Genomic DNA, 20,194 nt, shown 5'->3' with positions numbered 1-20,194 from the left:
CCCGAATTGGCCATGGAGGGCGACGCCTCCCAAGCCACAGGGTGTCACGCAGCAGGCCACTACCACCACAGGGGGGCGCATCTTGTCCGCACAAGGCACCACAAAGCGGCATCTCGTACGGCGGCTGTCGCAGCTCTACATCGGGCTCGCGCTCTACGGCGCGAGCTCGGCACTGCTCGTCGAGGCGGGCCTGGGCCTGGAGCCCTGGAACGTGCTGCACCAGGGCCTCGCCGAGCGCACCGGCCTCACGATCGGCGTCGTCTCGATCATCGTGGGCGCGGCGGTACTGCTCCTGTGGATCCCGCTGCGCCAGCGTCCGGGCCTGGGCACTGTCTCCAACGTCTTCGTGGTCGGCATCGCCATGGACGGCACGCTCGCCCTGACCCCCGAGGCGCACACCCTGACCGTCCAGATCCCCCTCCTCCTGGCCGGCATCCTGCTCAACGGCGTCGCCACCGGCCTCTACATCGCCGCCCGCTTCGGACCGGGTCCCCGGGACGGCCTGATGACCGGCCTGCATCTGCGCACCGGCCGCTCGATCCGCCTGATGCGCACGGCCGTCGAGATCGTGGTCGTCGTCACCGGCTTCGCCCTGGGCGGCACCGTCGGCGTCGGCACCCTTCTCTACGCGGTGTCCATCGGCCCGCTCGCCCAGCTCTTCCTGCGCGTGTTCGCCGTCCCGTCGGCATCGGACGGCAGCGCGGTCGTTGCCACCGGGCAACCCCGGCGCGCGATACTGCGTCCGTGAGCACCACGCGCATACGCCACCCTTATCTCGACCACCCCGGACCGATCCCCTTCGCCCACCGGGGCGGGGCCGCGGACGGCCTGGAGAACACCGTGCTGCAGTTCCGGCGCGCGGTCGACACGGGCTACCGGTACATCGAGACCGACGTCCACACCACGCGCGACGGCAAGCTCGTCGCCTTCCACGACGCGACCCTGGACCGGGTGACGGACGGGGCCGGCAGGATCGCCGACCTGCCCTGGGGCGACGTACGGCAGGCGCGCGTGGCGGGCAAGGAGCCGGTGCCGCTCTTCGAAGAGCTCATGGAGACCTTCCCCGACGTGCGCTGGAACGTCGACCTCAAGGCGGAGCCGTCGCTCCACCCCTTCCTCGACCTGATCGAACGCACGGGCGCCTGGGACCGCATCTGCGTCGGCTCCTTCTCCGAGGCCCGCGTCATCCGCGCCCAGCGACTGGCCGGACCGCGGCTGGCGACGTCGTACGGCACCCGGGGCGTGCTCAATCTGCGGCTGCGCTCCTGGGGCGTGCCCGCAGCGCTGCGCCGCTCGGCGGTCGCCGCCCAGGTGCCCGAGACGCAGTCCGGGATCCAGGTGGTGGACCACCGCTTCGTACGCGCGGCCCACGCGCGCGGGCTCCAGGTGCACGTGTGGACCATCAATGATCCCGATGCGATGCACCGGCTCCTGGACCTGGGAGTCGATGGCATCATGACCGATCACATCGACACATTGCGCAAGGTCATGGAGGACCGGGACGTCTGGGTCTGACCGTCTGGGTCTGCCCCCGTCCGGACTCCACCCGCGCGCGGGATCAACGGAAGAGCGAGGGCGCGGGTGGGCACCGACACCGTGCGGACGGAGGCGGCCGACGATGCCGCCGGGCGCCGGCGCGAGCAGCGCGGCTGGTACTTCTACGACTGGGCGTGCTCGGTCTACTCCACGAGCGTGCTCACGGTCTTCCTGGGCCCTTACCTGACGTCGGTCGCCGAGAAGGCGGCGGACGCGGACGGGTTCGTCCACCCCCTCGGCATCCCGGTGCGCGCGGGCTCCTTCTTCGCGTACTCGGTGTCCCTGTCGGTGATCGTGGCCGTCCTGGTGATGCCTCTGGTCGGCGCGGCAGCGGACCGCACCGGCCGCAAGAAGCCCCTTCTCGCGGCCGCCGCCTATCTGGGGGCCACGGCGACCACGGCCATGTTCTTCCTGGACGGCGACCGCTATGTGCTCGGCGGGCTGCTCCTGATAGTCGCGAACGCGGCGCAGTCGGTCGCGATGATGCTCTACAACTCCTACCTCCCCCAGATCGCCCCGCCCGAGGAACGCGACGCGGTCTCCTCCCGGGGCTGGGCCTTCGGCTACGCGTCGGGCTCGCTGATGCTGGTCATGAACCTGGTCCTGTACCTGGCACACGACTCCTTCGGCGTCTCGGAGAGCATGGCCGTCCGGATCTGCCTCGCCTCAGCCGGCCTGTGGTGGGGCACGTTCGCGATCATCCCGCTGCGCCGCCTGCGCGACCGCAGGTCCGCAGCGGATCCGGCGAAGGCGAGCCCAAAGACCGCGGAGGCGGCCGGGAAGCCCACCGTCCAGGGCTTCCGCCAGCTGGCGGCGACCATCCGCGACATGCGCCGCCACCCCCTGACGCTCGCCTTCCTGCTGGCCTACCTCGTCTACAACGACGGCATCCAGACGGTGATCTCCCAGGCGTCGATCTACGGCTCCGAGGAACTGGGCCTCGAACAGTCGACCCTTATCGGCGCCGTGCTGCTGGTCCAGGTGCTGGCGGTGGTGGGGGCGCTGGCGATGGGGCGGCTGGCGCGGATCTACGGGGCGAAGCGGACGATCCTCGGCTCTCTGGTGGCCTGGACGGTGACGCTGGCGGCGGGGTATTTCCTGCCGGCCGGGGCGCCGATGTGGTTCTTCGTGCTGGCGGCCGGCATCGGGCTGGTCCTGGGCGGCAGTCAGGCCCTGTCCCGGTCCCTGTTCTCGCATCTCATCCCGCCGGGCAAGGAGGCCGAATACTTCTCGGCGTACGAGATGAGCGACCGGGGCATGAGCTGGCTCGGGCCACTGCTGTTCGGGATCACGTACCAGCTGACCGGAAGCTACCGGGACGCGATCATCTCCCTGGTGGCCTTCTTCGTCATCGGATTCGCCCTGCTCGCGAGGGTCCCGGTGCGCCGGGCGATCAGCGACGCGGGCAATCCGGTGCCGACCACGATTTAGCGTTCCGAGTCAAAGGGCGGTAGTGTACGCGTTTGGCCTGCCAGGCGTACCGTTACTGCGCGTCAAAGATGCCGAAACGCTGGGTTACATCTGCTAGCAGATGTGACAAACCGGGCGCCGGTGGGTACGACATTGGTCAGCAAGGCTGCGGCTACGACGGCGACGCATCACCCGGAACGGGACACGGAACGGGAATCTTTACCGCCGACCGGACGTTGACCGGATGACGACGACAGCGACACCTGTCCTGTGGGCGACAAGCCCGGGAGGCACGATTCATGAGTGAGCGAGCTCTTCGCGGCACGCGCCTCGTGGTGACCAGCTACGAGACGGACCGCGGCATCGACCTGGCCCCGCGCCAGGCCGTGGAGTACGCATGCGAGAAGGGGCACCGGTTCGAGATGCCCTTCTCGGTCGAGGCGGAGATCCCGCCGGAGTGGGAGTGCAAGGTCTGCGGGGCCCAGGCACTCCTCGTGGACGGCGACGGCCCTGAGGAGAAGAAGGCCAAGCCCGCGCGTACGCATTGGGACATGTTGATGGAGCGGCGGACCCGCGAGGAACTCGAAGAGGTCCTCGAGGAACGGCTCGCCGTTCTGCGTTCCGGGGCGATGAACATCGCGGTTCATCCCCGGGACAGCCGGAAGTCCGCGTAGCGGACGCCGCCAACAACACAAGCTGATAACCGCAGGTGCCGTACGTCACTCAGACGTACGGCACCTGCGGTTTCGTGCGTTGCTCTCGACGCTCTCGGCTAACTCTCGACGCTCTCGGTCTGCTCTCGACGAGGGGCAGATCGAGGAGGCCGGGGGCCGGGGCTCCGCCCCGGACCACCTCAGCTGCTGTTCAGCGGCGGCCTGGGGCCCTGCGGGGCATCCCCGGGCTCGTCCCTGATGACCTCACCCTGCACGACCTTGCCGTCGGGCCGGTGCATACGGGCCTGCTGGAAGGCGTCGCCGAACGAACCCTGCCCCGCCTCACGCAGCTTTCGGTCGAAGGTCCGCTCCGCATAGCTGCTCAGCGCCTTCTGGACCGGCGGAATCAGCAGGATCAGGCCCAGCGCGTCCGAGATCAGGCCCGGCAGCATGATCAGCAGGCCGCCGAGCATCATCAGGCCGTTGCCACCGCCGCGCTCCGGGGTGCCGCCGCGCTGCAGCGCCTCGTTCAGTGCCTGGAAAGCGCGTCGCCCCGCCCGCTTGATGACCACCGAGCCGAGCACGAGCCCCGCGAGCAGCAGCAGGAACACCGTGAGCCCGCCCGCCACGTCCGCGACCACGGTCAGCAGCCAGATCTCCAGCACCAGCCAGGCGGCGACGCCCAGCGGCAGGAAGGTGCGCACCCGGGAGCGCCGGGGCCGGGTGGGATAGGTGGGGGGCGGAGCACCAGTCGTCATGCGTCCAGTGTGCCTGGACGCGGCTCAGAGCGGGATAAGCGGGCCGATGGCCGCTACGACGGTCGCGACGGCGGCGACGACTTCGAGCGGTCCAGCAGCTTGCCCACCCGCTCCCGGGCGCCCCATGACGTGACCCGCCAGAGCGCCTCGACCAGAATGTCCCGGCTCATCTTCGAGTCACCGAGCTCGCGCTCGACGAAGGTGATCGGCACCTCGACGACGTGGAAGCCGGCCTTGACCGCACGGCGGGCGAGGTCGACCTGGAAGCAATAGCCCTGGGAGGCGACGTCATCGAGGCCGAGACCCTCGAGGGTCTCGCGGCGGAAGGCCCGGTAGCCGCCGGTGATGTCGCGCAGGGGCAGGTCCAGGGCGACCCGGGAGTAGAGGCTGCCGCCGCGCGAGATGAACTCGCGGGACTTGGGCCAGTTCACGACCCGGCCGCCGGGCACCCAGCGGGAGCCGAGGACCAGGTCGGCGCCCTTGAGGGCGGTCAGCAGTCGGGGCAGTTCCTCGGGCTGGTGGGAGCCGTCGGCGTCCATCTCGACCAGGACGCCGTAGCCGTTCTCCATGCCCCAGTGGAAGCCCGCGAGGTACGCGGCGCCGAGGCCCTCCTTGCCCTTGCGGTGCAGGACCTGTACGTGGTCGTCCTCGGCGGCCAGTTCGTCCGCGAGCTTGCCGGTGCCGTCGGGGCTGTTGTCGTCGGCCACGAGCACGTGCGCCTCAGGAACCGCCTTGCGGACCCGGCCGACGATGCTCTTGATGTTCTCCGCCTCGTTGTAGGTCGGAATGATCACCAACGCCGTGCCGAGCGGCCCGAACCGCTTCCCCCGGTCATGAGCCGCGAGGGTCCCGTCGCCGTCGTTCACTGCTGCCCCTTCACATCCGTACGCAGACGTCCACCATAGTGGGCGCGGCCTGCGCTGACGTGACAGCACGTTCGTATGGCGGTGTCGATTCCGCAAGAGCCGGGTAAGCATGGGATTTTGCGCGTCGGTACACCGGGGCACGCCTCCTGCGGATGGGGGCCCGGCGCCCTTCGGGCCGACCTGGGACCCGCTGGCTGCGGGTCGACCGAAAGCCGTTGTCTACTGAGCGCCCGGGCCCCACCCGGGTCACACCTCCCCGACCGGCCGGAACGTTCCGTCGTCGCCGCGCGGACACTGAGCCTGGCTCCCAGTGACGGTGCCCCGGTACGGCACACCGTCCCTGACCCAGCGGCGTTGCGACGGGTTCCCGGAAGTTCCGCGGTTCCCCGGTCGGGCGTCCGGTGGTGGACTCGGCCGAACCTACCGGCCTCGGGCCTCCGCCTGTCAACAGCCGTTTGACCTGCAAAAATGCGCCCAATTCCCTGGTCAGCGCAGAGGATGCGCAGGTCGCGCGACAGGGCGGAGCGGATCGATCCGGTTCGCGCCACCCCGGGAGATCACTCGCCCGGCCGTACGAAGACCGTGCGTCCGCCCACAACCGTGCTCAGGCAGGTGGGGAGTTCCCGGCCGGGGGTCAGGTCGGGCAGGCCGGGGGTGCCGGAGCGGGGGTCGGTGGACCAGCGCGCGACCCGGTCGTCGGGGGCCTGGACCACCAGTTCGTCGGTGCGCCACACGGCGTAGTCGGCGGGGGCGCCCGGCACCAGGACCCCCGCGTCGTCGCGCCCGACCGCCCGCCAGCCGCCGCGCGTGTGCGCCGTGAACGCGGCGCGCACGGACACCTGGTGCTCGGGCGTGTGATGGAACGCGGCGGCGCGGACCGTGCCCCAGGGGTCGAGGGGCGTGACGGGGCTGTCGGAGCCGAAGGCGAGGGGTACGCCGGCGCGCAGCAGGGCCGCGAAGGGGTTCAGTGAGCGGGCGCGTTCGGCGCCCAGGCGCTGGGCGTACATGCCCTCCTCGCCGCCCCACAGCGCATCGAAGGCGGGCTGCACCGAGGCGGTCAGGCCCAGCTCGGCGAAGGCCGCGATGGTGTCGGGGCTGAGCATCTCGGCGTGCTCGACGCGGTGGCGGGCGGCGCGGATGCGGGCGAGCCCGAGCTTCTCGGCTGCGGCGCGGACGCCCTCGACGACCGCGGTCACGGCGGCGTCGCCAATCGCGTGGAAGCCCGCCTGGAGGCCGGCCTCGGTGCAGGCGGCGACGTGGACGGCGACGGCGGTCGCGTCCAGGTAGGCGGTGCCGGTGTGGGCGGCGTCGGCGTACGGCTGGTGCAGACAGGCGGTGTGGGAGCCGAGGGCGCCGTCGACGAACAGGTCACCGGCCGCGCCGATCGCGCCCAGCTCGCGCGCCTTGTCGACGTCCTGCTCCGCCCAGTAGCCGACGACCCGCGGTCCGACTTCTTCGGCGGCGAGCCGGAGCAGCCCGGTGAAGTCGTCCTCGGAGGAGATGTCCGGCCCGGCGCACTCGTGGACGGTGCCGATGCCGAGGGAGGTGGCGTGGGCGAGGGCTGCGCGCTGGGCCTCGATGCGCTGGGCGGGGGTGATGGCGCCCAGCGCGGTGGCGCGTACGGCGTGATGGGCGCCGGCCACGAGCGGGGCGTCCGCCGCGCCGACGTCGCCGGGCGTCAGGTCCAGCAGGGCCGTGGTGACGACCGCCGAGTGGACGTCGATGCGTGAGAGGTACAGGGGGCGGCCACCGGTGGCCGCGTCGAGCTCGGCACGCGTCGGCGGCCGGCCGCCGGCCCAGCGCGAGGCGTCCCAGCCGTGACCGAGCAGGACGCGGTCGTTCGGACGGGCTGCGGCGAAGTCCCGTACGAGGGCGAGCGCCGCCTCCAGGGAGGGAGCGCCGGACAGGTCGAGGCCGGTGAGGGCGAGGCCCGTGGCGGTGGTGTGCACATGCGCATCGGTGAACGCGGGCGTGACCAGAGCACCGTCCAGATCGACGACCTCGTCCACGCCGTCCGCGAAGGCATCGGCGGCACCCTCGGAGCCGACCCAGGCGACCTGCCCGCGCTCGACGACCATCGCGGTGGCGAAGGGGTCGGCGGGGCTGTGGACTTCTCCGCGGCGGAGAAGGACGGTCTTCGGTTCGGCGCTGCGCTCACTCATGGAGAACAGTCTCGCGCCTCACCGGGACCGCCCCGGACACGGGGCACTAGATCTTGGGCGGCCGGGCCTCATAGGGCGTGGACAACACCACGGTGGTCCGGGTCGAAACCCCCGCCAGCGACCGCAGCCTGGCCAGCAGCTCCTCCAGCTCGTGCGGCGTGGCCACACGGACCTTCAGGATGTAGTTCTCATCGCCGGCGACACTGTGACAGGCCTCGATCTCGGGAACTCCCGCCAGCCGGTCCGCGATGTCGTCGGGGGCGCTGGGGTCGAACGGTTTCACCGAGATGAACGCGGTCATGGGCAGCCCCACCGCCTCGGAGTCCACGACCGCGGCGTAGCCACGGATGACGCCGCGCTGCTCGAGCCGGCGCACCCGCTGGTGCACGGCAGACGTGGACAGGCCCGTGGCCTTGCCCAGGTCGGTGTAGCTCATCCGCCCGTCTTTGACGAGCAGCTGCACGATTTGTCGGTCCAGCTCCTCCATGGCGCAAGAACCTACAGTGCGGCTGATCTCCCCGGATACCTGAGCGGCCCAGGTCATGCCCGGTTTGTGATGTCTCCGAGAGGCTGCTGTGAGCCGACTGAGGGACAAACCGGCCGCCACGGGCACCTGCGAGCGGCATGTGACGAACGCCACAGGCCTCGAACAGGCTCCGTGATGTTCTCGTGATTACCGCCGAGACCGGACGGGAAGTGCTTGCTGTGGTCGAGGCCGCAGTGCCTTCACGGCCCAGCTCGAGGGGGAGAACCCAATGCAGAGTCTTAAGCGCCCTGGTCGTACCGCACCCAAGCGGCTCCAGCCGGTCGACGAGCCCGCTCCGGAGGGCGTCGAACCCGACGCCTTCGACGACGAACTCGACGCGTACGACACGTTCGAGATGTTCCGGGTGATCTGCCCGGACTGCGCGCAGCCCATCGCCCTGCTGGCGGACGAGGAGGTTCTGCCGGAGCACGCGCTGTGCGCCTCTCCGTGGAATCCGTTCGGCCTCACGGTCTGCGCCGGTACGGGCCGCAGGGCGGCCGAGGCCCGCTCCGCGGACGAGTCGGAGGAGCCCCACGAGCAGGACACCGCCCTGCTGTTGACGCTCCCTCAGGGGCTGGACTGGCGGACCCAGCCCTTCTCGCACGTCGGCGGCCCGGGCTCGCGTCCCATCAGGGTCCCGGACATGCGGCGCCAGGCCGCCTGAGCGCACTCCGCCTCGCGCGGCGCCACCGCCGCATCGCTCAATCCCAGTAGCTGCCCTGCACCATGGCTCGCAGGCTGCCGTGGTGCAGGATCAGTGTGTCCGGGTCCGCCGGGACGGCGACTTCGCCGAAGTAGGCCTGGCGGTAGGCGATCCGCAGCATGACGACGGCGTGCCGCAGAGCCGCGTACAGCGTGTGGAAGTCCATGTCCCGCGGTGTGTGACCGGTGAGGTCGGCGTAGCGGGCCTCGAGGCGGTCGCGGCGCAGGAAGCCGGGCAGCCCGCGCTGTCCGAAGGCGACCGTCAGGTCCTGGAAGAAGCGGTGCAGATAGACGGTCCAGCCGAGGTCGACCTCGCGCGGGGCGAGTGCCGCCATCTCCCAGTCGAGGACGGCAGCGGGCTCGAACCCGACGTAGATGACGTTCCCGATGCGCGCGTCGCCCCAGTTGAGCACGGGTGCGCCCGGATCGCTCGGCCAGAGGTCCTCCAGGCGGTCGAAGGCGTCCTCGATGAGGGGTGAGCGGGCGAGTCCGTCAACCACCCATTCGTAGTAGGCGCGTTGGGCCGCGACATGCCGCCGCAGCGTGTCGCCCTCACCCGGGAGGGTGAGAAACTCGGCTTCCTGCGGCGGGACTTGGTCGTGCAGCCGGGCCAGCAGCCCGATGGTGGCCCCCTCCAGCCGCTCACGCTCCTCGTCGCTCGCGGCATGCAGCCAGTTGCCCTCGTAGGTGTACGGCATGACGTCCGGCGGCACGCGGCCTTCGACGCGCTCCATGACGAAGAAGGGCACCCCCAGCGGACCGGGGTCCTCCTCCAGCCACAGCGCCTTCGGCACCGGCAGATCCGTGTGCTCGGCCACGACGCGCAAGGTCCGGTACTGGCGCGGCATGTCGTACACCGGGAAGACGGTGTACGCCGCCGGGTCCGCCGCGAGCCGCAACGCGCAGGCGCGCGCCGGCGTCTCGGGGTGCTCGATGTCGAAGAGCAGCGTCTCGCTGGACATGCCGTTGGACTCGGGAACCCTGATGCCGACCGCCTTGGCCCCCGGCAGTCGGGTGCCGAGCCAGGCGGTGAGGCGGCGGGCGACCTCCTCCGGGTCGCGGGTGGTGGTGCGCGGGCGGGGCCGGGGTGCCGTGGCTGCCATGTTGCAAACCCCCTACGGTGCGACCGACTTGAAGTCCGCGAACCCGCTCGGGTCGTGCCGTCCGAACGAGCCGTGCTCGAAGATGCCGTGGCCGACCCGGCCGTCCAGCCGGAAGCGCGCGGCGTGGTCGGTGACGCCATACGCGGCCAACGGGTGGGCCTCGGTGAGGTCGTAGGTGTGGCGGTCGGTCCATCCCCGCCCGCGCCACATGCCGTGCTGCCAGTCGTCCGCGGGCGGGTAGCCGGCGCCGACGGCGAGCGGGGAGGAGGCCAGGACCTCCACCTCGAGCTCCTGCGGCTTGCGGATGTCGCCGAGGTGGATGAGGGCGCGTTCCGGATGGCGGGTGCCCGAGCGGTAGCCGATCTCGGCCTGGGGCCAGCCCAGTTGGCGGTCGCGGTGGCCGGGTCGGACCATGGTCGCGTCGCTCAGCGAGCGATGTCCGTCGGCGTCCTCCTGCACGATCACCATCAGGAACCGGTCCTCGAAGCGCACCGGGCACCAGATCCAGTGGAAGCCCTCGGTCGGATGCTCCTCGGCGAACCGCCCGCCCTCCTCGCCCGGCATGGGGCGCACCCCCCAGCTGCGGTCGCGGGTGCCGGTCCACTCGGAGGGCGTGACACGGAACTCCGCACCTCCCGCGCGCACGACCCCCTGCACGCCGCCCGCCTGCACGAAGCGGCGCCCTTCGAGGGTGAGCCGGTCGCCGCGGCGTTGGAGGTGGTGCGGTTCCCAGAGGGCGGGGAACTCGGCGGTCCACGTGATGTCGTACGACAACTCGTCGTCGTCGCAGATCAGTCGAAGACGCCGCAGCGGCTCGACGACCTCGATGCGAAGCGGTCCGACGGCGAGCCGCATGCGGTCCTCGCCGAGGGCGTCCGAGGCCCGCACCGCGTGCAGCGTGTCGCCCACCCGCAGGGTCGCGTAGGCATCGATCACGCCGGCGTTCGGATAGACCCCGAGGCCGAGGATGAGCAGGGCACGCCCCTCGTGGTCGAGGACGTGGAAGATGCAGCGGTCGTAGGCGTTGCGGTCGCTGGTCGCGACGTACCTCATGGACAGCGGAACCTGGTGCACCGGGTACTCGTCGAGCGGTACGGGACGGTGGTCGTCGGCCATGGCTGACCTCCCTGGCGGCGGCTGGGCTGACGGTACGTCAGACAGCCGTACGTGACCAGAGAGCGAGCCGGACGTCCGTGAACTCACGCCCGATTTCGGCGAGCGGTGACTTGTCCGCCCACCTCCGCGTTGCCCTGGTATGCCCCCCACCTATTCGGCGACCGGACCGCAGCGCCGCATCTTCGTGCCGCGGCCCGCAGGAACGCTTGCACCGGCGCCTCCGCAGCAGCCGGATCCGCCCATCTACCGCGAGTTGATGCGCACCTGGGCCGACCGTGGCCGCACCCTGCCCGGGCACCACGACCCGGAGTGGATCCGGCTCGCGGCGCCGCAGGTCAAGCGCGGTCAGTTCAGCGTCCCTCGGGACCTGCTAGGTGACGGGCGATGACCATCCGCTGAATCTGGTTGGTGCCCTCGACGATCTGCAGGACCTTGGCCTCGCGCATGTAACGCTCGGCCGGGAAGTCCGCGGTGTAGCCGTACCCGCCGAGGATCTGGACGGCGTCGGTGGTGACCTTCATCGCCGTGTCGGTGCAGTGCAGCTTGGCCATGGCCGCCAGCTTGGAGAACGGCCGGCCGGCGTCACGCAGCCGCGCCGCCGCCAGGTACAGCGCGCGGCCGGCCTCGATCTGCGTCGCCATGTCGGCGATCATGAAGCGCAGGCCCTGGAAGTCGGCGATCGGCTTGCCGAACTGCCGGCGCTCGGTCGCGTACGTCACCGCCTCGTCGAGCGCCGCCTGAGCGACGCCGATCGCGCAGGCCGCGATGCCGAGCCGTCCGGAGTCCAGCGCGGACAGGGCGATCGCGAAACCCTGGCCCTCGTCGCCGATGCGCCGCTCGTCACCGACCCGGACCCCGTCGAAGTGGACCTGGGCCGTGGGCGAGCCCTTCATCCCCATCTTCTTCTCGGGCGCCGCCGCGCTCAGCCCCTGCGCGTCACCCGGCACGAGGAAGGCGGTGATCCCGCGCGGGCCGTCCTCGCCGGTGCGCGCCAGAACCGTGTAGAAGTCGGCGATGCCGCCGTGCGTGATCCAGGCCTTGGTGCCGGTGATCACCCAGTCGTCGCCGTCGCGCACCGCCTTGGTGCGCAGCGAGGCGGCGTCCGATCCCGACGCCGGCTCCGACAGGCAGTACGCGCCGAGCAGTCCGCCGCCGAGCATCGCGGGCAGGTGCTCGACCTGCTGCTTCTTGGTGCCGTAGGCGGCCAGGGAGTAGGAGGCCAGGGTGTGCACGCTGGCGCCGAGGCCGACGGTGAGGCGGGCCGCGGCGAGTTCCTCGAGGACCTGGAGGTAGACCTCGTACGGCTGGTCGCCGCCGCCGTACTCGACGTCGTAGGGCAGGCCGAGCAGTCCCGATTCCGAGAGCAGGGTGAAGACCTCCCGCGGGAAGAGTCCGGCATCCTCCTCCTCGGCCGCCTTCGGGGCGATCTCACGCTGCGCGATGTCGCGGACGAGCGAGATCAGATCCCGGGCCTCGTCCGTGGGCAGTTGACGGTCCACCGGCTGCGGGGCGCGGTCGGGCATGTCGACGATCCTCCCTGTCGGGCACGTCGGCGGACGTACGCCTTGGGTGGGGCGGCTCCGCCGGGTCTCACTGGTGCCGGTCCGATGCTCGCAATTTCCGGGTCTCGGAAGCTGCTGAACAGCGGCTGTGCGCTGTGAGTATGCCCGATCGGAGGCAACCGGTCACCAGTTAACGACCGCTCACTCCAAGAAGTATCCAGCAAGTTATCCGCGGTACCGAAATTGGTCCGAACCATTGACGTACTGGTCTAGTCCTCCTACCTTGGCGGAGCGGTTCACATCATCGCGTTCATGCCAATCGGCACAGCTCCCCTCTCCCCCACGGAGGAGACATCCCGATGCACACTTCGCACCGCCCCCGCGTCCGGTTCCGGGCGCTCGTGTCCGCCGCTTGCGCGGCCGTCCTCGGCGCCGGGCTGCTCGCCGGCGCCGGCACCGCCACGGCGGAACCCGCCCCCTCGGCGCCGCGACTGGCCGCCGGCTCCAAGGTCATCGGCTACTTCACCGAATGGGGCACGTACGACCGCAAGTACTACGTCAAGAACATCGAGACGTCCGGCTCCGCGGCCAAACTGACCCACATCAACTACGCGTTCGGCAATGTCACCGGCGGCAAGTGCGCGATGGGCGACAACTACGCCGCGACCGAACGCACCTACACCGCGGCCGAGTCCGTGGACGGCGTCGCCGACACCTGGGACCAGCCCCTGCGCGGCAACTTCAACCAGCTGCGCGAACTCAAGAAGAAGCACCCGGGCCTGAAGGTCCTGTGGTCCTTCGGCGGCTGGACCTGGTCGAACGGCTTCGGCGAGGCGGCCCGCAACCCCGCCGCGTTCGCCCAGTCCTGCTACGACCTGGTCGAGAACTCCAAGTGGGCCGATGTCTTCGACGGCATCGACATCGACTGGGAGTACCCGAACGCCTGCGGCGCCACCTGTGACACAAGCGGCCGGGAGTCGTTCAAGAACCTGATGTCGGCGGTGCGCGCCAAGTTCCGCTCCGGCAACCTGGTCACCGCGGCGATCACGGCCGACGCGACGAGCGGCGGCAAGATCGACGCGGCGGACTACGCGGGTGCGGCGCAGTACGTCGACTGGTACAACCCGATGACGTACGACTTCTTCGGGGCCTGGGACGCGACCGGTCCGACGGCTCCGCACTCCGCGCTGAACTCCTACTCCGGCATCCCGAAGGCCGGCTTCCACACCTCGGCGACCATCGCCAAGCTCAAGGGCCTCGGCATCCCGTCGTCCAAGCTGCTGCTCGGCATCGGCTTCTACGGCCGCGGCTGGACCGGCGTCACCCAGTCGGCACCCGGCGGCACGGCGACCGGGGCGGCCGCAGGCACCTACGAGGCGGGCATCGAGGACTACAAGGTCCTCAAGACCAAGTGCCCGGCGACCGGGACCGTGGGCGGCACCGCGTACGCCAAGTGCGGGAACAACTGGTGGAGTTACGACACCCCCGCGACCATCGCGACGAAGATGACGTACAAGAACCAGCAGGGGCTCGGCGGGACGTTCTTCTGGGAGCTCAGCGGGGACACGACGGGCGGTGAGCTGATCAAGGCGATCAACTAGCCGGTCGCACGGGGGGCAAGGGGCGGAGGACCACGAGACCTCCGCCCCTTTGTCGTGTCCCGGGTCAGCCGTCGCGGCGGGCCGGCTCCGGTGCCGGGTAGGCGGGGTCCATCTCCTCGATGGCGCGCATGGCGCCGCCCAGCGTCTTCACCAGCAGTTCGCGCATGGTGTCGCGGGGCAGCTCGGGGCGGTCGATCCAGTCGAGGGTGGCGCCCTCGACGCTGCACACCCAGGCGAGCAGGCCCATCCGGGCGAGCGGGGCGATGTCGGTACGGCCGTACGCGCCTTCGGACAGGGTCGCCACGATCGCCTCGCGCACACCGTCCCGGATGGCATGCACCTCGGTGTCGAAGCCGACGCCGCCGCTCACGATGGTGCGGTAGGAGGCCTGGTTGTGCTCGGCGTAGCGGAGATAGCTGTCGATGGTGCGGTGGACGCGGTCCACCGGCTGAAGTTCGAGGCCGCTCGCGGCGAAGGTGACCAGGTCGGCGACGGAGTCCTCGATGATCGCGAGGTAGTAGCCGCGCTTGGACTGGAAGTAGTAGTAGATGAGCCCCTTGGCGACATGGGCCTGCCGGGCGATGTCGTCCATGGAGAGCGCGTCGTACGACGTGTCGGCAAACAGCTTCCGCCCGATGACGATGAGTTCGGCACGGCGCGCCATCGAGCGCTCGGTGCCGTGGGCCCGGGGGCGGGCCGCGTCGCGCTGTTGACTGATATTCAATTTCGACCCTGTTATCCAACGGGCGGCAGGACATCCGCAGTATGGCAGAGGGACGCCAGCTGCTCGTTCGATTCTGATCGACTTTGATGGAGCCGCTCTACAGCAGAGTCGGCAGATGTCCGGTCAAAGGGACCCGTGTGTGTCACGTCACAGCAGACCGAGCTGCGTGACCAGCATCGCGACGACCACCACGAGGGTCCAGCCCATCACGTGCTCGAGGAACTTAGGGCCGTCTTCCTTCGGGCCGCCGGTACGGACGCGGGTGGCGGTGGCTGAGTGCGCGGTCATACGCCCACCCTGCCACCGCGAACGGCAAATGCGGCAGAGAGGTTGCTCACAGCACAAACCCGCTCAGCGCACCCCCACCGCCGCGAGCGCCGCGCGCTGGCTCGGGGTCGGACGCGCCGGGAAGTAGAGGTAACACACGCCGCCGGTGCCGGAGACGACCTTGCCGTCGGCGTTGTACCGCTTGGTCCGCAGCCAGATGTTCTCCCACTCGCGCCGCTTGTAGACGCGCCGCACCGCCTCGTTGCTCGGCGAGTTCGGGTCGTTGGCGATCACGTCGCCGTCGGCGGTGAAGCCGACGACGGTCATCAGATGCCCGGCCGTGCCGTACCCGGCTCCGGTCAGCTCCTGCTTCAGGAAGGACTGGGACGTTATGGCCGGGATGCCCGCCGCGATCAGCCTCTCCAGTTCGGTGAGCGAGCCGAGCCGGGTGACGACGCCCTGCATGTCCTTGAAGGTGGCCGCGTAGGCGGCGTTGAACGGCCAGTTCCCGCAGCCGTCGTACTGGTAGTCGAACGTGAACCGGGCCGCGTGGCAGACCTGGGGGTCGGCGAACGCCGGGTCGACCCAGGCCAGCTGCTCCTGGGTGAGCCGGCCGCCCCAGTACTCGACGATCATCTGCGAGGAGGTGGGGCTGCACCAGGCCTCGCCGCCGTTGTCGTACTCGGGGTACTGGCCGACGTGGATCTCCTGCGAGTAGCGCGGGACGGTCAGCTCCCGGGCGCGGCCGGGTGTGGAGGCCGGGACGGTGAAGCGGTCGGGGACGTCGGAGCCCATCGCGCCGGCCCGCCAGACCTTGGGGGTGATCTTCGTGCCGGGCTTGCGGTAGAGGGTCAGCCGCAGCCGGTAGGAGGCCAGGCGCAACCCGGTGGCCGGGTCGTCGATGGCGAACGTGTCCGTCCACACGCTGCTCTTGCCGTCGCTCTGGTCGTCGACCGAGGTCCGCCGGATGTCCTGGTCGCCGGCGGCCCAGCGGCCCAGCACGTACCAGGGGGTGGCGCCGCCGTCCGAGTACGTCCCCTGCAGTTCGATCTGCAGCCAGCTGCCGTCGGGGGTGTGCGCGTTCCAGGAGGCGATCGCCTCGGTCGCGGGGACGGCGAGCCGGTGGACGGGGGACGTCCAGGTCGCGTACTCCCAGCGGGCGGTCCTGCCGGTGTGCGGGTCCGTGTAGTCGGTGCTGCCGGCGGGCTTGGCGATCACGATGCCGGGGCGGGCGCCGGCGACGGCACGCGTGCCCCGGGCCGCGCCGCTGCGCCAGTCGGCGTACGAGGTCCAGAACCGGTTGTCGACGGTGCGGGCCGGGGCGGAGGCCGGGTCCTTGGCCTCGGGACGGACGTCGGCCACCGCGGAGCCCGCGCTGCCGGTGACGGCTGCGGCGACCGCGGCTGCCAGAACGATTCTGCGGGACGGCTGTTCGGCTCTGCTCATGGGCGGAAGAACCCCCAGGTGTCCGAGTCGGGCGGGTCCGGTGCACGGTTGTCCGCCCACTATGACCGCGGGCGCCTTCGTCTGCCAGCACTTGGCGCCTGGCGCGCCCCACCAATATTGGTGTCGACCAGTGGCATGACCTGAGGGCGGTTGCCGGCCCTGTAACCGCCGTGCGGGCGGGGTGGGATGAGCGAGCAGGGGTCCCGGCGTACGCCGCCGCAGTGGCGTACGCCGGGAAGGGTGACGAATCGTCAGACGAGGTCCATGGCGGCGACCTCGTCGGGGCGGCCGTAGCTGACCGGGCCGTGGAAGCGGCGGCGGGCCGAGGCGAACCACCACACCGTGGCCACCGCCAGGACGCCGGCCAGCGCGACCGGTGCGTAATTGAAGGTGTCGGCGGTGACCGGCGAGGCGTGCGGCAGCATGAACAGGACGCTGCTGAGCAGGATCCAGGTCACTGCCACCACCCCGACCGGCCGCCCCCAGCGGCCCAGATGCCACGGCCCCGGCTGGAACTCGTCACCGAGGCGCAGCCGGAGCAGGATCGGGACGGCGTACGCGAGGAACAGGCCGACGACGTTGACGCTGACGATGGCCGTGAACGCCGTGTGCGACCACCAGCCGGGCAGCACGAGCGCCAGCGAGCAGGCGACCGCGAGCCACACCGCCTTGACGGGGGTGCGGGTGCGCGGCGAGACCGAGTGCCACCAGCGGGAGCCGGGCATCGCGCCGTCCCGGGAGAAGGCGAAGATCTGCCGGGTGTTGCTGGTGAGATTGGCGAGGCCGCAGAAGAGCATCGCGCCGATCACGACCAGCAGCAGCACCTTGGCGGTGCCCACTCCGAGCCCGTCGATCAGGATCTGCACGGGCGGTGCGTCGGCGCTCGCCACGCGGTCGTAGTCACGAATGCTGTAGACCAATGCGAGCATCAGCAGCAGTCCCGCAATCGCCGAGTATGCGATCGCCCGCGTGATGCCCCGCGGGGCATTGACCGTCGCCCGGACCGTTTCCTCGGACATGTGGAAGCTGCCGTCGAAGCCGGTGAAGGTCCAGCTCGTGACCAGCAGACCGAGCATCCCGCCGTAAAGGCCGCTCGTGAAACCGGTGTTGTTCGCGAAATGCGTGACGAACGAAGCCGACTGATGCTGATCGGGCATGACGATCAAAGCGCTGACGATGACGACCAGCCCGATCAGCAGCCACCACACGGAGATCCGGTTCAGCACGGCCACCAGGTGCACGGTGTAGGTGTTGGCCAGCCCCTGGAGCACGATGATCAGCGCTGTGATCAGCACCGTCCGGTGGCCCGACGGCTCGTAGGAGGGCCACTGCAGGGCGATGAACGCCTGGATGAAGGTCGCGGCGGCGTACCCGGTGGCGGCCGTGCCGCCGACCTGGCCGACGAAGTTCAGCCAGCCGGTGTACCAGGACCAGGCGCCCTTGTGCCGTTTGGCGAGCTTTCCGGCGGAGAAGTACAAAGCGCCGCTCGTCGGATAGGCGGAGGCGACTTCCGCCATTGCTGCTCCCACGAAGAGCACCATGACGGAGACGCCGATCCAGCCGAAGACGAGAACGCTCGGACCGCCCGCGTTCAGACCGAAACCGAAACCCGAGAAGATTCCCGAGATTATGTTGATGATGGTGAATGAGATGGCGAAATTGTCGAACGCCTGAAAGCGGCGGGTGAGTTTTCTCGGATAACCCATCGCATGCAGGGTCGCGTCGTCGTCGAGCGCGCTCGGATCGGCTCCCCCGCGTGCTCGGGCACGCGGGGCCGTCATCCGTTCTGACACGGGCCGGACCTTTCTCTTGGTGGGGGGTTGCGGTTCGTCAGGCGCCCGGCACGAGCAGGCCGCAGGCGCGGCGCGCCCGGGACAGCTGCTCGGCCGGGTCGCCGAAGACGGACCAGGGCATGCGCGAGGCGTACGGCCCCATCGCCGTGAAGGCGGCGCGTGCCTCCTCCTCGTGCCGGGCCATGACCAGGGCATGCGCGAGATAGGCCAGGTCGAGGACCGGCGTGAAGGGGTAGTCGGTCACCGTCGGCAGCCAGTGGTGGTGGATCGCCAGGGCGGTCGTGCGCCACTGCGGCTGTTCCCAGACCCGGTCGGCGAGCAGCTGGGTCGGGTCGTAGCACTCCACCAGGGCGACCAGCGGCAACAGCCTCAGCGGCGAGTCGGCGGGCGCCCGCTGGCCGAGAAAGGCGGCGACGTCCCAGGCGGCGGTCACGGAGCCGCCGTACCGGGTGAAGAAGCAGGCCAGAAAGCGGTGGTGGGCCTCGCGGTGCCAGGGGTCGATGGAGAGGATGTGCGCGAACAGGCGCCACGGCCCGGGCGGGGCGGTGAGCAGTCCGCGGGGCGCCCGGTCGCGCAGCCGGTGCAGCCGGGCCATGGCCAGCTTGGCCACCCAGGGCGTGGGATCGTCGGGGTCCGCCGTCGCGGCCCGGTCGCAGGCCGCCAGCGCTATCCGCTCCAGCGCCTCGGTGCGCGGGTCACGCACGTCGGCCGCGCGCAGCGCCCGCAGCACCGCCACCCGCGCCCACAGCAGCGCCGCCTCGGGTCCCGGTTCCTCGGCGAGCCAGCGCTCGACGAGATCGGAGTCGGCGGCCTCCGAGGCGAGCACGAGGGAGCGATGGGCCCGCAGGGCGAAGTGACCGCGCGTTTCGGTCAGGGCATCGCGGGCGCTCAGATACCGCCCGGCCCGGACATCGACGCATACGCTCGCGAGCACGCGGTCGTCGGCCGCCGGATGCCACACATACTGCCCCTCGAATAACCCCGCGGCCATCTGTCCCAGCCCATCCCCGTTACGGCGCCTCACAGTTGCACACCAGGCACCTTACTCAGCGTGCGGCTCAACCGGAACGCAGATTTCAGTGTGGTGGCTTGAGTTTTTCGGCGGCATTGTGGACATCCGCCGGCTAGTTCAAAGCGACACCTTTTCTCATCCCGTCTCCGCATCCGCTTTCACCCACTACTAGAATGTTCCAACGAAATATGCCCACCGCCCCGTCTCACTTCAGGAAAAACGATTCACGACCTCGCCACCCGGCTCCGCCGTCTCCCCCCGTCCTGCGGCCCGGTCCGCCTGATCGCCGTCGACGGACACGCCGGCTCCGGAAAGTCCACGTTCGCCGGGCAGTTGGCCCGGGCACTCGGCGACGCCCCGGTGCTGCGCCTCGACGACATCGCGAGCCACGACGAGCTGTTCGAGTGGACCGAGCGACTGCTGAGCCAGGTCATCGAACCGCTCGCACAGGGCGGGACCGCCCACTGCACGCCCTACGACTGGCGGGCCCGCCGATTCGGACCGCCCCGCGCACTGCCGCCCGCTCCGGTGATGCTCGTCGAGGGTGTCGGCGCCGGCCGCCGTGCGCTGCGCCCGTATCTCGCCCAGCTGCTCTGGATGGAAGTGCCCCGCGAGGAGTCCTGGGCGAGGGGCCGCGCGCGGGACGGGGAGGAGCAGCGGGAGTTCTGGGACGGGTGGGTCGGGGCGGAGCGAAAGCACTTCACCGAGGACCCGTCCAGACCCTTCGCCGACCTTCTGGTTCTGCAGTGCGGGAAGGGATATGAGGTGGTTCGTGGGCCTGCCGGGACCAATGGACCGGACCACGCCATCACACAGGGTGACGACCCATCGGCAATGTGCTGAACTTGTGAAGAGCCCTTCTGGGCAAGTTCGCGGAGTGCCTCAACTCTGCTTGACCCGGGGGCCGTACAGGACTTACGTTCTGAATGTGCGGTCATTCGAGGCCGCCCCGCAGACGCGAAGCCCCCGGTTGTTCCCCCGTGATCGGGGGCTTCGTTCTGCCCTCACTCCACTTTT

General features: G+C 70.3%; 20 protein-coding genes. 8 read left to right on the top strand and 12 right to left on the bottom strand.

Annotated features, from left to right (window positions below; all coding sequences use genetic code 11):
• Positions 1-82 precede the first annotated feature (82 nt).
• The 4 genes from yczE (at position 83) to OHT51_RS35330 (ending at position 3,620) form a co-directional block, all read left to right on the top strand.
• Positions 83-748, top strand: a complete 666-nt coding sequence (gene yczE / locus OHT51_RS35345; protein ID WP_443052633.1) for a membrane protein YczE — start codon at positions 83-85, stop codon at positions 746-748.
• Positions 745-1,515: a glycerophosphodiester phosphodiesterase gene (locus tag OHT51_RS35340; RefSeq protein WP_328882960.1), complete on the top strand. Its 771-nt coding sequence runs from the start codon at positions 745-747 to the stop codon at positions 1,513-1,515. Before yczE ends, OHT51_RS35340 begins: the two co-directional genes overlap by 4 nt.
• 66 nt (positions 1,516-1,581) lie before the next feature.
• On the top strand, positions 1,582-2,967 hold the full coding sequence (locus OHT51_RS35335; RefSeq protein ID WP_328882959.1) for an MFS transporter: 1,386 nt from the start codon (positions 1,582-1,584) through the stop codon (positions 2,965-2,967).
• A gap of 278 nt (positions 2,968-3,245) precedes the next feature.
• Entirely contained in the window at positions 3,246-3,620 is a 375-nt protein-coding gene (locus OHT51_RS35330) for an RNA polymerase-binding protein RbpA (protein ID WP_003977404.1), read from the top strand.
• A 179-nt stretch (positions 3,621-3,799) separates the two neighbouring features.
• Here OHT51_RS35330 and fxsA read toward each other — a convergent pair whose 3' ends face one another.
• The 4 genes from fxsA to OHT51_RS35310 all read right to left on the bottom strand — a co-directional run bounded on the left by fxsA (position 3,800) and on the right by OHT51_RS35310 (position 7,872).
• Complete coding sequence (gene fxsA, locus OHT51_RS35325) at positions 3,800-4,357, bottom strand: FxsA family membrane protein (protein ID WP_328882958.1); 558 nt, start codon at positions 4,355-4,357, stop codon at positions 3,800-3,802.
• Positions 4,358-4,410: 53 nt separating this feature from the next.
• Positions 4,411-5,223, bottom strand: a complete 813-nt coding sequence (locus tag OHT51_RS35320) for a polyprenol monophosphomannose synthase (protein WP_328882957.1) — start codon at positions 5,221-5,223, stop codon at positions 4,411-4,413.
• 557 nt (positions 5,224-5,780) lie between these two features.
• The gene (locus OHT51_RS35315; RefSeq protein ID WP_328882956.1) at positions 5,781-7,385 is read right to left on the bottom strand and encodes an amidohydrolase; all 1,605 of its coding nucleotides are present in this window, start codon (positions 7,383-7,385) and stop codon (positions 5,781-5,783) included.
• Between the two features lie 46 nt (positions 7,386-7,431).
• Complete coding sequence (locus OHT51_RS35310) at positions 7,432-7,872, bottom strand: Lrp/AsnC family transcriptional regulator (protein WP_328429053.1); 441 nt, start codon at positions 7,870-7,872, stop codon at positions 7,432-7,434.
• A 268-nt stretch (positions 7,873-8,140) separates the two neighbouring features.
• Between OHT51_RS35310 and OHT51_RS35305 the strand changes: the two genes are divergently transcribed.
• On the top strand, positions 8,141-8,575 hold the full coding sequence (locus OHT51_RS35305) for a hypothetical protein (RefSeq protein ID WP_328882955.1): 435 nt from the start codon (positions 8,141-8,143) through the stop codon (positions 8,573-8,575).
• A 37-nt stretch (positions 8,576-8,612) separates the two neighbouring features.
• On the opposite strand, the gene OHT51_RS35300 is transcribed toward OHT51_RS35305, so the two are convergent.
• Both OHT51_RS35300 and OHT51_RS35295 read right to left on the bottom strand, forming a co-directional pair.
• A complete protein-coding gene (locus OHT51_RS35300) occupies positions 8,613-9,716 on the bottom strand; it encodes a phosphotransferase family protein (protein ID WP_328882954.1) in 1,104 nt (367 codons plus the stop codon).
• A gap of 12 nt (positions 9,717-9,728) precedes the next feature.
• Entirely contained in the window at positions 9,729-10,832 is a 1,104-nt protein-coding gene (locus tag OHT51_RS35295) for a hypothetical protein (RefSeq protein WP_328882953.1), read from the bottom strand.
• Positions 10,833-10,971: 139 nt separating this feature from the next.
• On the opposite strand from OHT51_RS35295, the gene OHT51_RS35290 reads away from it, so the two are divergent.
• Entirely contained in the window at positions 10,972-11,220 is a 249-nt protein-coding gene (locus OHT51_RS35290; protein ID WP_328429049.1) for a hypothetical protein, read from the top strand.
• On the opposite strand, the gene OHT51_RS35285 is transcribed toward OHT51_RS35290, so the two are convergent.
• Complete coding sequence (locus OHT51_RS35285) at positions 11,183-12,355, bottom strand: acyl-CoA dehydrogenase family protein (RefSeq protein WP_328882952.1); 1,173 nt, start codon at positions 12,353-12,355, stop codon at positions 11,183-11,185. The genes OHT51_RS35290 and OHT51_RS35285 overlap by 38 nt on opposite strands.
• 338 nt (positions 12,356-12,693) lie before the next feature.
• On the opposite strand from OHT51_RS35285, the gene OHT51_RS35280 reads away from it, so the two are divergent.
• Complete coding sequence (locus OHT51_RS35280; protein ID WP_328882951.1) at positions 12,694-13,935, top strand: glycoside hydrolase family 18 protein; 1,242 nt, start codon at positions 12,694-12,696, stop codon at positions 13,933-13,935.
• Positions 13,936-13,999: 64 nt separating this feature from the next.
• On the opposite strand, the gene OHT51_RS35275 is transcribed toward OHT51_RS35280, so the two are convergent.
• The 5 genes from OHT51_RS35275 to OHT51_RS35255 all read right to left on the bottom strand — a co-directional run bounded on the left by OHT51_RS35275 (position 14,000) and on the right by OHT51_RS35255 (position 19,156).
• A complete protein-coding gene (locus tag OHT51_RS35275) occupies positions 14,000-14,659 on the bottom strand; it encodes a TetR/AcrR family transcriptional regulator (protein ID WP_328882950.1) in 660 nt (219 codons plus the stop codon).
• Positions 14,660-14,806: 147 nt separating this feature from the next.
• Positions 14,807-14,947, bottom strand: coding sequence for an SCO1431 family membrane protein (locus tag OHT51_RS35270; RefSeq protein ID WP_328882949.1), 141 nt, complete (start codon positions 14,945-14,947; stop codon positions 14,807-14,809).
• Between the two features lie 63 nt (positions 14,948-15,010).
• Positions 15,011-16,372, bottom strand: a complete 1,362-nt coding sequence (locus tag OHT51_RS35265) for a peptidase C39 family protein (RefSeq protein ID WP_328882948.1) — start codon at positions 16,370-16,372, stop codon at positions 15,011-15,013.
• 251 nt (positions 16,373-16,623) lie between these two features.
• Positions 16,624-18,165, bottom strand: a complete 1,542-nt coding sequence (locus tag OHT51_RS35260; protein ID WP_328882947.1) for an amino acid permease — start codon at positions 18,163-18,165, stop codon at positions 16,624-16,626.
• A 37-nt stretch (positions 18,166-18,202) separates the two neighbouring features.
• Positions 18,203-19,156, bottom strand: a complete 954-nt coding sequence (locus OHT51_RS35255; RefSeq protein ID WP_328882946.1) for a hypothetical protein — start codon at positions 19,154-19,156, stop codon at positions 18,203-18,205.
• Between the two features lie 243 nt (positions 19,157-19,399).
• Here OHT51_RS35255 and OHT51_RS35250 point away from each other — a divergent pair, with 243 nt between their 5' ends.
• The gene (locus OHT51_RS35250; protein WP_328884548.1) at positions 19,400-20,020 is read left to right on the top strand and encodes a uridine kinase family protein; all 621 of its coding nucleotides are present in this window, start codon (positions 19,400-19,402) and stop codon (positions 20,018-20,020) included.
• Positions 20,021-20,194 lie beyond the last annotated feature (174 nt).

Source organism: Streptomyces sp. NBC_00299, assembly GCF_036173045.1.
GTDB classification, from domain to species: Bacteria; Actinomycetota; Actinomycetes; order Streptomycetales; family Streptomycetaceae; genus Streptomyces; species Streptomyces machairae.
The sequence above is the reverse complement of the archived record's forward strand: the minus strand, read 5'-3'. Positions and strand labels throughout refer to the sequence as shown.